This window comes from Flavobacterium sp. CF136 (assembly GCF_000282055.1).
In the GTDB taxonomy this organism is placed as follows: Bacteria; Bacteroidota; Bacteroidia; order Flavobacteriales; family Flavobacteriaceae; genus Flavobacterium.
In genome coordinates this window covers 1-15,550 of the sequence record NZ_AKJZ01000085.1, presented here as the reverse complement: position 1 = coordinate 15,550, position 15,550 = coordinate 1, and the positions used below count along the sequence as shown (strand labels likewise).

The 15,550-nt window shown below is 34.8% G+C and carries 8 protein-coding genes; 1 reads left to right on the top strand and 7 read right to left on the bottom strand.

Going from position 1 to position 15,550, the window contains the following annotated elements:
• Both PMI10_RS19395 and PMI10_RS19390 read right to left on the bottom strand, forming a co-directional pair.
• Positions 1 to 2,014, bottom strand: a 2,014-nt coding sequence (locus PMI10_RS19395) for an immunoglobulin domain-containing protein (RefSeq protein WP_193361718.1), incomplete at its 3' end; no start/stop codon positions are given.
• 534 nt (positions 2,015 to 2,548) lie between these two features.
• A complete protein-coding gene (locus PMI10_RS19390; protein ID WP_007810948.1) occupies positions 2,549 to 3,409 on the bottom strand; it encodes an alpha/beta hydrolase in 861 nt (286 codons plus the stop codon).
• 534 nt (positions 3,410 to 3,943) lie between these two features.
• Between PMI10_RS19390 and PMI10_RS19385 the strand changes: the two genes are divergently transcribed.
• A complete protein-coding gene (locus PMI10_RS19385) occupies positions 3,944 to 6,805 on the top strand; it encodes a polysaccharide lyase family protein (RefSeq protein ID WP_007810947.1) in 2,862 nt (953 codons plus the stop codon).
• Positions 6,806 to 6,919: 114 nt separating this feature from the next.
• Here PMI10_RS19385 and PMI10_RS19380 read toward each other — a convergent pair whose 3' ends face one another.
• From PMI10_RS19380 to PMI10_RS19360, 5 genes are all read right to left on the bottom strand, one after another.
• A complete protein-coding gene (locus PMI10_RS19380) occupies positions 6,920 to 8,302 on the bottom strand; it encodes a sulfatase-like hydrolase/transferase (protein ID WP_007810946.1) in 1,383 nt (460 codons plus the stop codon).
• Between the two features lie 218 nt (positions 8,303 to 8,520).
• Positions 8,521 to 10,932, bottom strand: coding sequence for a glycosyl hydrolase 115 family protein (locus PMI10_RS19375; RefSeq protein ID WP_007810945.1), 2,412 nt, complete (start codon positions 10,930 to 10,932; stop codon positions 8,521 to 8,523).
• A gap of 127 nt (positions 10,933 to 11,059) precedes the next feature.
• A complete protein-coding gene (locus PMI10_RS19370; RefSeq protein WP_007810944.1) occupies positions 11,060 to 12,388 on the bottom strand; it encodes a rhamnogalacturonidase in 1,329 nt (442 codons plus the stop codon).
• A 25-nt stretch (positions 12,389 to 12,413) separates the two neighbouring features.
• Positions 12,414 to 13,835, bottom strand: coding sequence for a family 43 glycosylhydrolase (locus tag PMI10_RS19365; protein ID WP_007810943.1), 1,422 nt, complete (start codon positions 13,833 to 13,835; stop codon positions 12,414 to 12,416).
• Positions 13,836 to 14,078: 243 nt separating this feature from the next.
• Complete coding sequence (locus tag PMI10_RS19360; RefSeq protein ID WP_007810942.1) at positions 14,079 to 15,431, bottom strand: glycoside hydrolase family 88/105 protein; 1,353 nt, start codon at positions 15,429 to 15,431, stop codon at positions 14,079 to 14,081.
• Positions 15,432 to 15,550 lie beyond the last annotated feature (119 nt).

Genomic DNA, 15,550 nt, shown 5'->3' with positions numbered 1-15,550 from the left:
ACGGATCCGGGGATACCGGAACTACTGCCGCCGGAGCGGTGATGGTGAAAGTAGCAGAACATGATTTCTGTAATCCGCAAGAATCGGTAACATTGAAATTCACAGTTACAGATCCACCGCATAAAGCTGGAGGAGTCAAATTCTCTAATCCTGAAGTTGTTAAAGTTCCGTTACCTCCTGAAGCTGTGAAGCCTTGTTTAAAGATTTCGAAGGCAGCATCAACTGCAGCCTGATCGTCATAAAAGCAGGAACTTTTTATATTATCCGCAGGACAAACTATATCAATAGGTGTTGGCGGAGTACTTGTTATAAGTACGGTATCTGATGCCTGACATCCATTTATTGGGTTAGTGACTGTTAATGTATATGTCCCGGCCTTATCAATTGTTGGTGTCAGAGTTGTACCGCCCGAAACAATGTTTCCGTCCAATGTACTCCACAAATAAGTAGCATTAGGGGTACTTGATGAACCTGACAATTGTATTGACGTTATCAAACAAGTTAAGGCTTTATCATCTCCTGCGTTAACATTTGGTGGTTCTTTATTCTCAAGAACAGTGACCGTTTTTTTAGCAAAACAGCCTTCTAAATTTGTATAAGCGTATACCGTATAAATTCCCTTAACAGATACAACCGGTGCGTTTCCAGCGATAAATGGTCCATCGGCAATGCCATCAGGTGAAGGTCCGTACCATTTTATAGTTGCATTTGCAGGAGTTGGAGTTGCTGTTAAAGTAGCTGTTGGATTATTACAGGTTAATGGATTACTAACATTGCCCACAACGGCTACATCGGTAATATTTCCGAATAAAAAAGGTCCTGAAAAATCTTTTAATTCTGAAGTAAATGAAGATGAAGATCTTGTTTTTACTAACAAAGAACCCAATAAATTTGAGCAGGGACTTTGGTTAACATTTCGACTATCTAGTCCTAAGGCTGTCAAATTAAGTCCAAACTCTGTAAACTGCAAAGCTTCATAATCATTTTGAAAAGAAGCTTGCGAACCTCTTAAAGTTCCCCAAGGTGGTCCTAAAGTAGGAGCTGTTACATTAACAACTGCAAAAACATCTCCATTAATGCCTCCGCCTTTTGCATTTATTTCTGCATATCCGTAAGGAGGTGCACCATTACCCTGGTCAAAAACACCGGTAAGATCAAAAGGTCTATTAGGTTTTGAGTTAAAAGTAGCGATATCAGCACTGGACATCCAAACTCTTACACTGGCAATTGGTTTTGTACCTCCATTTTCAAAATCGATGGCAACAATTACATCCCCTGGAACAAGTATTTTTCCGGTGCCGTCAAAAGTCCATGCTGTGTGTCCCGATTGCCCGCCAGTACCTACTAAAGCACTACCGTTAAAGGTAACTTCAGTTCTGAAAAATTCAAAATCAAAATGTGAATTCCCGTCAGAGGAAATCTTAGATGCTCCTCCATATCCCCATAAAACTCCATTAGGATTAATTGCTAATGCGGCCGGAGATAAATCTCTCCTTAAATAGCCGTATACATCAACAATATCATCTTTTTGAGGGATACTACCTGATCCTAATGCCCAAGTAGCAGGATTATCACCATTCTTGTTAGAATTTCCAGAAAAAATATTAGAGTCGCTGTTATTTTGTGTAGAGTTTCCATCACGCCCATAAACAGCATCAATCCACAAAAAATTACCAACCATGGTATTTTTCTGTTTCGACATTCTTTTTTCGAATGTAAAATTATTATTAGCCTGGATTGATGTTTTTAGCCCCGCCGCATTACTCTGATCAATAACATTTTCGCCGGTTCCATTAGCATAAGCTGAACTAAAAAACCAGTCATCATAAATACCAGAAGTCGTAGGGGGAACTAAAAATTGCTCTTTGTTTGCATAAACATCAGCATCAATACCAAAATTAGCTTTTACAGCTGCTCCCGATACGGCTTGCGAATACAAATAAGGCTGGAAAGCAAATAGCATAAAGAGTACCATCAAATAAAATTGATACCTTTTGAGCACAATAATTTTCATCAAATTAAAATTTGAGAAAATTAAACTAATAAAAGAACAACGAAAGATTTTACACAGTACATGCATAATCTTCATGCGATAAAAAATAGTTTTTTTCATAATATATAGTATTTAAAATACCATTACATTAGTAAAAAACCAGGAAATTTGCAGATTTGGACACTACATAAAAAATAATAAACCATCTTCAAAAATTATGAAGTACAAAATCCAAAAACTCTTTTAAAAAAGAATTGACCCTCAGAAAAAATCTGACATTTAAGATCATGGGGTAAAAAACATTTGTTAAAATTAGTTAATAACATAAATGCTCTTACTTAAAAAAGAAGTAAAATCGATATCATTCAAATAAAATCGACGAACGGAATGCAACAATAAGAAAAGTAATATGTAATGTTTTAAACAAATAAAAATCAGATCCTATTATTTTTAAAAACAAATAATAAAAATCTGATTTTTTATCAATTTCGTAAAAAGTTAGTCTTAAATTAAGATAATAAAAGTCTTACCTATTAAAAAATATTAATTTCACAATTACCTCGTTTTAGATTTAAACAATATTTTGCTGAAAAATAATACATGATAAGGCAAAGAATTTTCCCAATAATCCCAGGTATGAGCTCCCGGGCGTTCGGTATAATCATGTTCTACTTTATTGTAAACTAATCTTCGGTGTAATTCTCTGTTAGGTTCTATTAAAAAATCATCAACACCACAATCAATTATTAATGGCAATTTATTGGACTTTATTTTATCCAGCATCCCTAAAACCGAGTATTTTGCATACATTTCAGGGTCAGCATTTTTATCTCCAAAAACCGGCTCCATCAATTTTACTACCTGTGCTGAAGGATCACGATTAAGCATTACTGTCATATCTAATGCACCGCTCATACTTCCAGCAGCACAAAATAAATCAGGATGTTTGGCTGATAAATACAACGCTCCATGCCCACCCATTGAAAGTCCGGTAATTACACGACCACTTTTATTACTTATGGTCTTATATGTTTTATCTACTTTCTGAATCACTTCCTGTGTAATAAATGTTTCGAACTGACTTCCTTTATTGACAGGACTGTCCAGATAAAAACTAAACGTCTCTCCTTCCGGCATTACAATTATCAAATTATATTGGTCTGCTAGATTTTTTACCAGATTTTTATTCGGGGTCTTTTTTAACCAGTCATCAAAATGTCCGTAAGCGCCATGTAATAAATAAAGAACAGGAAGTGATGTTTTGCTTTTAGCATAAGAGTCAGGCAAAACAACAGCTATTTTATATGTTTTATTCATAGCTGCACTGGCAACTTGTAAAGTATCTGTTTTTGCGGCGTAACTCATTGAAGAAACGCATAATAAAACTGTAAATACTAAAATTTTAAAGTATTTCATATTGATATTTTTCTGATTAAGGAGCGTAAATATACCTTTTTCCGAATAAATTATATGAAAAATCCGGCTGGTTTTTCACCAGCCGGATTAGATATTGGGATACAGGATGGCAGGCATTTCCCAAAGCATAAAGATATTTTACTCAGGTTTATACTTTTGATCTATTTGTTTTTATATCAAATAAAAGTTTCAATCAAACAAATTAATATATAACCTATTTATCATGTAAATCAAAGACGTCTCAGTTAGTCGATAGAATTCTTAAGAGAGATTTTAGATAAACAAACTCATTAATAAACGTATGTATTTATTAATGAAATGGTTATTTTAATAAATACAGGATACAACAGGATAGAGCTAAAAGTATATAATTCTATTTTAGTAAGAAATTACAACTGCAAAATACGCCTGTTTTTAACAATTAATACATATAATTATCAATTAAGAAACAATAATTAAAAGTATTTCAAAAATATTTAGTAAAAAACAAATAAATTATTCATTCGACTTCTAACCCCAATTACTACTTTAACTATGAAAAAAACTTTATCAAAACCAAGACTATCAATTTTTATTGCCACCATTTTATTTTTCGGTATTATAAATGCTTCTTTTGCTCAGACATTTAATTGGACAGGTAGTGTAAGCACTGATTTTTATGATGTAAATAACTGGGACAATTCCAGCATTAACTTTGCTAGTCTAAGCTCTTCAAATTTGATTATAGGAGCCGGAACTCCTAACAACCCTGTAAATGTAGGACATTCAGGGAATGATGTTATTGCTAAAAGACCTTCTACCTTAACAACAAATGTTGGTGCAAATATCATTGTAACAGGCACATTTTTCCCTAATGGAGTTTCAAATTTAAATGGAACTATTACACTTAATGGTAATGCCAATTTTAATAATAGAAATTATGTTTATTTAGGTAAAGGAGCTGCTGGTACATTAAACATAAATTCGGGGAGTGCTGCGAGCAAAAATACTTTTTATATAGGTAATGCCGCAGGTGGAAATGGTTTGGTAAATGTAAATGGAGGAACACTTTATTCAAGCAGTTATTTAGAAGTAGGAAATGGAACCGGAAACCCAACAGGAAATTTAAATATTACAGGTGGAACGGTAGATGTTGCCACTGCTGTTAATATTGGTACTAATGGTCACATATTTATTAGCGGGATTGGTCAGCTTATAGTTACAGGAGATAAAACAACAGCCTTACAAGCTTATATTACCAGTGGTAAAATTACTTGCACCAGCGGTAAAACTTTAGATGTTGTATATAATGGTACAAGAACTTCTGTAAATATTCATCAGGATCCAAATAGTATGTTAAGAGAATATCCTTCTTATATTACGCTGGATAATGGAACTTTAATAGCTAAAATTGATAAAAACACAAGTAACCTGATATCTTTGAAAATCAATGGAGTAGAAACTTTGTATCAATCAACTTCCACCACCAGAACAGGAGGTTATTATGATTTTGTAACTTCTCAGGGATTTGAACAAATTCGTGGAGCTGTTTTTTCGGTAAAAGAAGAAACGGCCGATTATATTGATATTTCATTATTCAGACCTTACACCCCTGGAACAAATGTAACCCGTTGCGATGCTGACATTCATTATGTGCTTAAAAAAGGAGATGCAGGACTATATACCTATTCCATTTTGAAACACAAAGCAACATATCCTGATTTTGACTTAGGTTCATGGAGACAAGTGCTCTGGATTGATAATACCATTACGGACAAAATTTGCGTAAATGATTTGAAAACCTGGGAAATGCCCCAACCTACTGATGCCTGGTCAGCAACATCAATTCCAGAAATTATTAAAATAGATTCAGGGGTACGTGCGGGTAAATATGATGGTAAATATGAGTTTAGTGAAAATCTGATTGATTTGAAAGCTTACGGTCATACAACGGATAAAAATTCGTTAGGGATTTGGGCTGTTACTGCAAATCATGAATATTTTAATAGCGGACCAACTCATCACGATTTGAATGCAGCGGCAGGAATTATTCATATTTGCATGAACGGAGTGCATTATAATTCAAAAGGTTTTCAGGTTCTTCAAGGTGAAGAATGGTCGAAAATTTATGGTCCCTATTTAATCTATGCCAATCAAAAATCAACTGCTGCTGCTAATTGGGATGATGCAAAGGCAAGGGCGGCCAAAGATGAAACGGAATGGCCTTTTTCCTGGCTTACTAACACACCTGAATATCCTCTTGCAGCCGGGCGCGGAAATATCATAGGGAATTTTGCGATTAATGATCCTTATAAACCTGCCGTTACCGGTAAAAATGCCTGGATTGGAGTTACCAAATTAAGTAATGATTCTGAAGGGCAATGGCAATTTGAGGAAGAAAATTATCAATATTGGGTAAAAACTGATGCTTCCGGAAATTTTGACATCAAAAACGTAAGACCCGGAACCTACACCTTATTTGCTTATAGCGATGGAGTTACAGGAGAGTTTTCTATGGCAAATGTTACGGTAACCGCAGGCGGAACAAATAATTTAGGTAGTGTAGAATGGTCAATTCCGCGGACTAATGGAGACTTAATATGGGAAATTGGTGTCCCAAATCGTACGGCTGCCGAATATAAGTTTGGCGATTTTGATTATTGTGAAGGATTTGTGCAAAAAAAATTCGATGCTGTATTTACTAATCCAATAGTTTATAATGTTGCCGATAAAAACTGGAATACCGCTTTGCCTTACGTACACTCCAAATATTACAATGCAGATGGTACAATTGCCGGAAACTGGATCTGGAAAATTAATTTTGATTTACCCGCCGGAATGCCCACTACGGGCAATGCAAAACTTACTATAGCGTATGCCAGCGCCGACCATGCGCAACAATGGATATACATAAACACAGGAAGTGGAACCCCAATTAGTTATTATCCTGCAATTGCTGATGGAAATGCCTTTTTACGACAATCAAATCATGCTAAATATACCACTTCGGTAGTTAATATTCCTATGAGTAAACTGCATTCGGGAAGTAATTATATACAACTGGTAATGCCCTCCAATTCAGGCGATGTAAGCCATTTGATGTATGACTATATCAGTTTTGAAGCGATAACAAATACTAATAATTTAGCAGTATCTTCAAAAGTCATGAATACAGTTGAGGAAATTATTGCGCATCCAAATCCAACAACAGGAATTTTTGAAATCTCCTCCCTGCCAGATTCAATACATGAGGCAACTATCGAATTGTATACGTTACAAATGCAGTTAATTTCAAAAAAAACATATCCTGTAAATAATCGAAAAGTTCAATTAAGTTTAGAAAATCAGGCTAACGGAGTGTACTTTGCAAAAGTAGGATTAGAAGACCCAGTGACTTTAAAAATTATAAAAAAATAAGATCTGCAAAGAATCAAGGATTGAAATAAAATACTGTTATTCTTCTGATTAGACCTAACAGGTTTTGAAAACCTGTTAGGTCTTCTCCGTTGAAAACCAAAAAAACTCTAAACTCTATTTAATTTTCTCATAATTGACTTTTTTTGCATCTTTCTTAAACTGAATTTCAAGAGCCTCATTCATTTGTTTCGCTATCTTTTCATTTTGCTTTATAACATTATTCTTTTCTTCCGGATCTTTCTCAATATTATAAAGTTCATATTCGGTTGGAACAGGATCAGCATGTCTCGTTCTAATTATTTTCCATGGCTTACGAATTAAGGATTCCTGCAAATGACCTCTCACATAAATTTGCTGATTGGCAATTGCCTTATTCTCAGCAATCGCCGGCCAGACATTTTTTCCTTCAATGCTTTGTGGCAGATTTTTATCCCCTGCCAAAAATAAAATACTCGGCAATAAATCTATAATCGAAATATAACTTTCGCTTTTATAATTTTTTAAATGATCTTTCCAGTAAAAAATGCAGGGTACACGGATTCCACCTTCATAATTAGAGGTTTTCCAATCTCTAAGCGGAGAATTATCACCAAGAACAGTATTTGAAGGATGAACACCATTATACTCATTTCTAGAATCCCAATTTTCCATCGCCCCATTGTCGCTCATGAAAATTACCAGAGTATTTTTATCGAGGTTTTCCTGTTTCAGTTTTTCCAGCAATATTCCGATGCTATAATCCAAATGGCTCATGGCTGCGGCAAAATCTCTGCGGGAACTGTCTTTGATGGAATTCATGTACGGGTCTTTCCATTTTTGTTCTTCCTGCAAAGGAAAATGCGGCGCACTATATGCAACTTCCAAAAAGAAATTTTTGTTTGAATCTCTTTTTTCTGAAAGCCAATGAATCGCTTCATTAGTAATTAAATCTGTGGCATGACCTTGTTCATCAATGAATTCACCATTTCGATACCAACTCTTGTCCCCATTTTTATATAGATGTGTATATTGATCGATTTGGCCATGCAAAAAACCATACGAATAATCGAATCCATACGCTTTTGGTCCGCTGCTTTGCTGTAATCCAAGATGCCATTTGCCAATAAGGGCCGTTTGATAATTATTTTGATGTAATAGTTTGGGTAAGGTCGCAATGGAATCCGGAAGCTTAAATTGACTTTTATCACTTATCGGAGCAACAATTCCCATACGGCTTGCAGGCCTTCCTGTAAATAAACTTGCCCTTGAAGGTGAACAGGTTGGATTGGCATAAAATCGGTTCAGTTCTACTCCATTTTTGGCTAAGAAATCAATATTCGGCGTTTGTATTACAGAACCATGATACTCAACATCATTCCATCCTGCATCATCAGCAATTATCAAAATAATATTGGGTTTTTCCGTTAAATTATTTTGCTTTTTTTGACCATAAGAAACTGAAAAACAAAACAGTAACATGATTAACAACTCTATTTTTGCATTAATACTTTTTCTCATTTTAAAATTTAATTAAGATTATATTTTAACACACTTTGACTCCGCTCAGTGCAGGCTAGAAACATAGATTTTATTACCTTAAAAAAAACGTTTCACTTATTTAAAATTACACATAACTAACTATGTTAAAGAAATATGTTTCTTTTTATCTCCTTTTTTACACATAAAATCTATGTTTCTATGTGTTTAATGTTTTTTTACGAATTGCACCTAACGGGTTATTTTGCATTTACAGTTATATAATCAAGTACAATTCCTGTTTGATTTACTGTAATCGTAATGGTATGCTTTCCTATATTTGTGATTGAAACAGGCAATTTTACGATGGCACTGTTTCGTAGCACATTTTCTTTCCAGGTTTTGTCTCTCTCTTTAGAATTAATCAAAAAAGACCGGGTTTTATTTCCATCTGTCTGAACTCCGATTTCATGATCAAAATTGTTTGAATGTGTTGGCAGCAAATGAATTTCTATTTCGTAATCACCGGCTTTTTCAATTTCAAATTTATAGGAAACTGAAGGTTTTTCGGTTTTAAAATAGTGCTGTTTCAACGGAAATAAAGTAATGGCATTATCGCTGTAACCTAAACCGTTAATCGTTTTCCATTGATATTCGTTCACGCCTTTTTTAGCAACAAACTGATTCGCCTGAATAAATGTTTTATTTGATGTTTCGCTAATTGATACTTCTTTTGAAAATTCAGTCTTTTTTATAGAATCAAAAACCGGTAAATTTCTGGGATGCATAGACATCATATGGTTCCATTTTCCATTGCTCATTTTCGTATTATAAAAATCGGTCAGTTCTTTTATTTTCTGATAAGCTTCCGCAGATAATAACTCACACTTTTCTCTTTGTGATTCATCTGGAGTTATTGCAGCCAATTTCCAATACAAAAACTTATGATTCATGTAAGCAGCTCCTTTTACAGGATAAACAACCAATTGAAACCAGGCATCCTTTTTCTCAGCAGGAATAAAAGCAGACAAACTATCTACTTTCTGAATCAAATTATTGTAAGCGGTTATTCTGTTTTGAGACTCCTCTGCAGAGAAATCAGACAGTTTTACGGGTGTTGTAGGTTCGGTTTGGCTCCATCCCATATATTCGGGTTTTCTAAGAAATGCCAATCGATAGTACTCATTAAGAACAAAACTCAATTCTGAAGCAATGTTTCCTGTGAATTCCCTTGAAATCCATTTCTTCAAATAATCATTTATTCCATCTGATTTTATACTATTAATGTTCCAGGCCAAATCGAGAAAAAGTTCCGTATCATATTCTGCAGGTTTTATATCTCCAACATTTACAATCCACATTTTTTTAGCTCCATTTTCATAGGCTTTGGTCATTTCAAACCAAATTAAACCGGGCTGAGTTGTGCTTAGCCAAAGATAATCGTGAGGTCTTCCCCAATAACTGATGTGATAATAAACGCCGCTTCCTCCTGCCCTTTTCTGCTCTTCCGGATTACTCAAACGACGTATATATCCGTAATTATCATCGGGCCAGACTAAGGTTACATCATCCGGAACTTTAAGTCCGTTATCGTATAATTCCAAAACTTCCTTGTACGGCACAAAAGCTTGCGGAATATCTTTTAATGGTTTATTAAAAGTATTCGAAAGCATTTCCCGCTGATTTAAAATGATTTTTTCAACCATTTCAATTGATTCTTTCAAATCTTTGGCACCTTCCATTTTGCTGTCGTGAACGCCACGCATCCCTAAAGTCATGATTGTTTCGTTCTGAAAAGCTTTTACTTCATCCAATCGATCCTGCCAATATTTATCAATCTGGGCTTTATTGGTGAAATAATTATAGTCGCCGTAAATTTTAGGTTTCCATTCATCTACATTGTTCCGAAGCATTGGCTCTGCGTGTGAAGAACCAATAATCATATGATATTTCTGAGCCATTTCCTTATTGCCCGGAAGGGTAAAAAAACCTTTTGTAGACGGATGCATCGCCGGCCAGATGGTATTGGCTTTTAGACGCAGCAATAACTGAAATATCTTTTCGTAAGTTTTTGGTCCTATATCACCTGTTTCTTTTTCAAAAGTTTTGGCTGCCCAAGGCTGTAGTGCCCAATCTTCATCATTCAAAAAGATTCCTCTGTATTGAACTGAAGGTGATGTAATTATTCCATTTAGAGGAAGTTGCAGCACTAAATTTTCTTTTTTCAAAGGATAAACATCTGCCCACCATTTCCATGGAGAAATTCCTAAACGTTCCGCTATTTCAAAAATGGCGTAGACAGTTCCCCGAACGTCGCTTCCAACAACTAAAAGATTATCTTTTTCTTTTTTAATGGAAAATTTCTCCCATTGATGAGATAATTCTTTCTTAAATACTTTTGATTGAAAAATACCGGAAGAAATCTGCCCGATATAGATTCCTTTCTTTGAAATTGCATTAGTTGGAATGATTTCCGGGCGTTTGCCCGTTATCTCTTTTACATCATCAGCCAATTCATTTACAGCCCAAAGAATTAAAACATCCGTGTTTTTATCAATGTAAATAGACGTTATTTGATTTGAATCCACTATCGGAAAGTCAACTAGTTTTTTATCCTGACTGTATAAAGATAAAGTTGAAATTGCGAAGATAAATGCAATGATTTTATTCATATTAGATGCTGTTTTTTTGCATTACAATTGGCCGATTTAGATTTATATTTACCTCCAGATAAATCTGAAGGCAATTCAAAAACATCTTCTTTGTGTTAGATGCACTGCTGTGCGTCTCTACAGACTTTTATTCAACAAGCACTTTATTCAAATACACATTCTTAACAGTAACTCCTTCAATAATGCTTTTGTCTATGGCTGTTTTTGTGGCTTCAATATTCAAATTTTCAAATGTAAAATTGGATAAACGAACATTTGGATCTTTTTCCACATTAAAAAACGTATCCGATTTCATATCTATATTTTTTAAAGTAACATGATCTCCATAAGACAATGGAACATCCGGACGTCCTTTTAAATCAAAAAATTGTTTCCATGCCAAAACCACAAGACAGTTTTTTGCCTGTCCTTTAATATCTTCAACTCTGATATACTCATATCTTTGAGGTGTATCGGGTCTCATTTTTAGCCAAAGCATTCTTGTTGCCCCATCAATTTGACAATTACGCATAATCACATTTCGATTATGGATTGCTTCACTTCCGTTTGTTAATGCCGAATGACAGAATCCGAATCGGCAGTCTTCAATAATGATATTAGAGTTTGGCCCATTGTTTTTATCCTGATCTGCATAAGGTCCTTTTCCTCCTTTTAATGCAATCGCGTCATCATTTACAGACAAGAAACATCCTTTTACCAAAACATTTGAACAAATATCAAGATCAATTGCGTCTGTACTTGGGGCTTTTACTTCTAAATGCGGAGAAAAGATGTATAAATCCAGTAATTTTACATTATTGCATTTATAAAAATGATTCGTCCAAAAACCTGAATTAATCAGTTTTACGTCCTGAAACTGAACGTTGTTTGAATTCCACACAAAAACTAATCTTGGTCTTGAAACCTCAAGATTGGTACATTTTGGGTTTATTTTTCGTCGTGCCCAGAAAGCTTCGTAGTATTTATAACCATTTCCGTTGATCGTTCCCTTTCCGGAAATCGAAAAATTATCAACCCCATATGCATTTACCAAAGCTGGAAAATAATCCAGATTCTGACCTTCCATTCTAGAGGCCATAATAGGATAATTGGCAATATCATCAGAGCCTTTTAAAGTTCCTCCTTCAGAAACGTACAATCTTGTTTTAGGTTTAAAAAACAAAGCTCCGCTCAGGAAAACACCTTTTGGAATTATAATTACCCCACCACCGTTTTTCGCCGCTTTGTCAATAACTTTCTGGATGGCAATCGTTTGAATTTTGGTACTGTCTTTTCTAACTCCAAAATCTGTAATGGTGTATTTTTTACCTAAATCTTTTAATTGAAGTTTGGTATAATCCTTAAACCAGTTTGAAATTGCAGTTCCGTCCGGAAAGCTGTCGTTTTTATAGTTTTGAGAAAATACAGACTGAGAGATCCCCAAGATGTAAATTGCAAGTACCAATAGTTTTTTCATCGTATCTTTTTTGGTTATAAATTTTCTAGTATTTTATTTTAATCCGGTCAATAGAAATATAGTATCCTGTACTTCCATAAATCGTTTTTCTTTTATCCAACCAATTTGGCCTTTGTCCTGTAACAGAAACAGTCAGCTTATAATTCCCTTTTTTTAAAATTGGAGACCGGAATACCTGTGTTGATATTGAAAACTTGCTGTACATATCAACAAAAGCTGTTACAATTTCCTTATCTTTTTCATCGGTTAAAATAACTTTTGCATAACCGTTTTCGGAACCAACTAAACTGTACAATCCAATTTGCTGACCGGTAAATTGGATTGAAAACGAAGCCTCTTTTTCATCAGATCTGCTTTCATTTAGATGTTTCCAGTTTCCATTGTATTGAATTTGTTTGTCAGTATTTTTGATAATTTCCTCATTGTTTTCTGAAATAGATGCAAGTCCGGTTACAGTATCGATTCGCCAGGCATCCTGATAATTAGGCATCGATATTGATTTTCCTGAAATTAAAAGCGGCTGCCAGACATAAGTGGCTGATGAAGCCTGTTTAGGAAAGGACCAACGGTCTCCCATAAACATATACGTTGTGTCTTTTGTTCCCTGAACAGGTAATATAAATGTCGATTGTGAATTCCAGGTTAACGTTCCTTCGGGAGCAATCAAACCCTGAGATACCCAAGGCCCTTTCAGTGAATTTGAAGTATAATAATAATTATCGTTTTTCTCCCAGCTTGTGAGATGTGAGCCAATAAAATAATAAAGGCTGTCTTTTTTAAACATGGCAGGCGATTCAAATCCTGAAGTAATATTTTCGTTTACTTTCTCTATAACCGATTTATAATCATCGCTCAGTTTATAAATTTCACCTCCATGAACCAAAATATAACCTGTCCCGTCACTATCCTGAAAAGTTCCCATATCCCATTTTTTTATCGGTTTGCCCTCAAACAAAAGCGGTCCTTTAAATTGATAAAGTCCTTTTATCTTTTTGGAAACAGCATAACCCACAAACTGATCTTTATAGGTTAAAGTATCTGCGTGCATGTACATGATAAATTCTCCGGTTTTAGGGCATTTCATTACTTTTACTCTTTCGCCAACCCGATTCGGACCCAATTTGCCTGATTTTTGCATGGGAAGTACAATACTTTCAAATTTCCAGTTATACAAATCTTTTGAGGAATAACAATTAAATCCGGCGAATGCATTACTGGTATCCGTATGCGCCTCGCCAAAGAGATAATATGTATCTTTCTCTTTAACAATATTCGCACCGTGAGCGCTAACAATATTTCCGTTTTGATCGAACCAAGGCGTACCGGAATAAATAGCATCCATTTTTCCCAGCTGCTGTGCAAATGAAATTAAAACACTCAATAATAGCAAAGTACAAATTATTCTTTTTGTTAAATATCTGAAAATAGAGTAATTATTCCTGAACATTTTTTGCATTTTAAATTTTATGACATAACCAAATTTACTTTTTCCTATAGCTTTCTCTGTCCTGTGCTATACTGGTTATTTCATTAACAGCTACTACTTTCGCCATTAACTCTTTTGGTTCTAAAAAATTAACCACTCTTATTTGCTGTACTTATTTTATCTCTGGCTAAAGCTGGGGACTATTCAATACAAAAATTTAAAAACTTCTGACTTCTAACACTTACCTTCTAACTTTCCAAATTATCATTTGTGCAGATTATTTTTCCCTTCTATTTTTAATTGTATTGAGCTGTCGTTTATCTGGAACTGACTGTCTTTCAACAACAAAATCACTTCGGATCCAGCCAATAAAACCGGGCCGTAACCGTGAGCTGCGAAAACATTTACAGGACGATAATAATAAAATGCAGGATCAAAACCCATTCCTGTTCCTACGCAGGTTCCTTCGACCTGACCTTTATCGTTTACTTTTGAAGCTACAGCATTCCATCCCAATAAAACAGCCGGAGCATACGTCATTTTATCAACATAACCACGATTAATTGCTCTGGCGATAGAATAGGTATAAATGGCCGTTGCAGAAGTTTCTAAATACGAATCATTTCTGTCTAATAATTGATGCCAAAAACCGGTTCCATCCTGGTATTGCACTAACCCTGCAATGTGTTTTTGCAGCTGTGCCAAAACCTGAGGATATCCCGGATGATTTTTAGGTAATACTTCAAGTAATTCAACCATGGTCATTACTGCCCAGCCATTTGCTCTGCCCCAATGAAACTGTGGATGCACTTCCATCGACTCCACCCAGCCGTGCATGTAAATACCTTTTTGTTCGTTAAACATTCTTTTAGAAAACTGATTAACTTGTTTTACTGCATCGTCAAAATATTTTACATTTCCGGTATAACTTCCCATTTGAGCCAAGGCCGGGACACTCATAAACATATCGTCTAACCACAGTGTATTGTCCTGCGGTCTGTTTCTTGCTAAAGTTCCGTCTTTTAACCTAAATTGTTTATTACTGATAAAGTCGATGTAATTGTTAACCAAAGGATCAACATTTGCTTTTAAACCATCTTTTTTAGCTTTGATGAAGGCTGCGCAAAGTGCTCCTGCAAAATCTAATGCTTCTGGATGAAGCGTTTTAAGCATGTCTTTATCTTTGATGTTTTTTTCCTGAATATTTTCTGCAACATCAGCGATTAACTTTATTCTTTTATTCGAATAATCGGCAAAATATTTTTCACCGGTAGCTTTAGAAGCCAACAGCATTCCGGCATACGTAACACCCCATTCGTAACTGGTCAGCCTAAAAGCTCCGGGCTCAAAAATGACATCTTCTTTGTTTTTTTTATAATCCGTAATTTCAGCTTTTGTTGTGGCATTGATAATTTTAGAAGCTGAATTTTTATCTAAAAAGTTATAGACTCTGTCCAATACCACTTTTATATTTTCTTTTTGCGGAATGACATAAGGCGTTGGATAATCCGGCTGCATTAAATGCAACGGCGTTGTGGCATCATTTGTCTGGGCATTTACAACACTGGTGATTCCAAAGACAAATAATACTATAATTTTGGTTGATTTATAGGTCATAGTTAGTGATTTTAGTTAGTGAAAATATAATTTTAACACATAGAAACATAGTATTTATTTCAAAAAAAAATACAAAAAAAGAAATACATTTCTTTCGCATAGACTAGCTATGTGCATTT

What these genes read in the sequence shown, in the direction of transcription:
- PMI10_RS19390 (WP_007810948.1), bottom strand. Translation starts at nt 3,409, where the DNA reads ATGAAATACTTTAAAATTTTAGTATTTACAGTTTTATTATGCGTTTCT.
- PMI10_RS19360 (WP_007810942.1), bottom strand. Translation starts at nt 15,431, where the DNA reads ATGACCTATAAATCAACCAAAATTATAGTATTATTTGTCTTTGGAATC.
- PMI10_RS19365 (WP_007810943.1), bottom strand. Translation starts at nt 13,835, where the DNA reads ATGTTCAGGAATAATTACTCTATTTTCAGATATTTAACAAAAAGAATA.
- PMI10_RS19370 (WP_007810944.1), bottom strand. Translation starts at nt 12,388, where the DNA reads ATGAAAAAACTATTGGTACTTGCAATTTACATCTTGGGGATCTCTCAG.
- PMI10_RS19375 (WP_007810945.1), bottom strand. Translation starts at nt 10,932, where the DNA reads ATGAATAAAATCATTGCATTTATCTTCGCAATTTCAACTTTATCTTTA.
- PMI10_RS19385 (WP_007810947.1), top strand. Translation starts at nt 3,944, where the DNA reads ATGAAAAAAACTTTATCAAAACCAAGACTATCAATTTTTATTGCCACC.
- PMI10_RS19380 (WP_007810946.1), bottom strand. Translation starts at nt 8,302, where the DNA reads ATGAGAAAAAGTATTAATGCAAAAATAGAGTTGTTAATCATGTTACTG.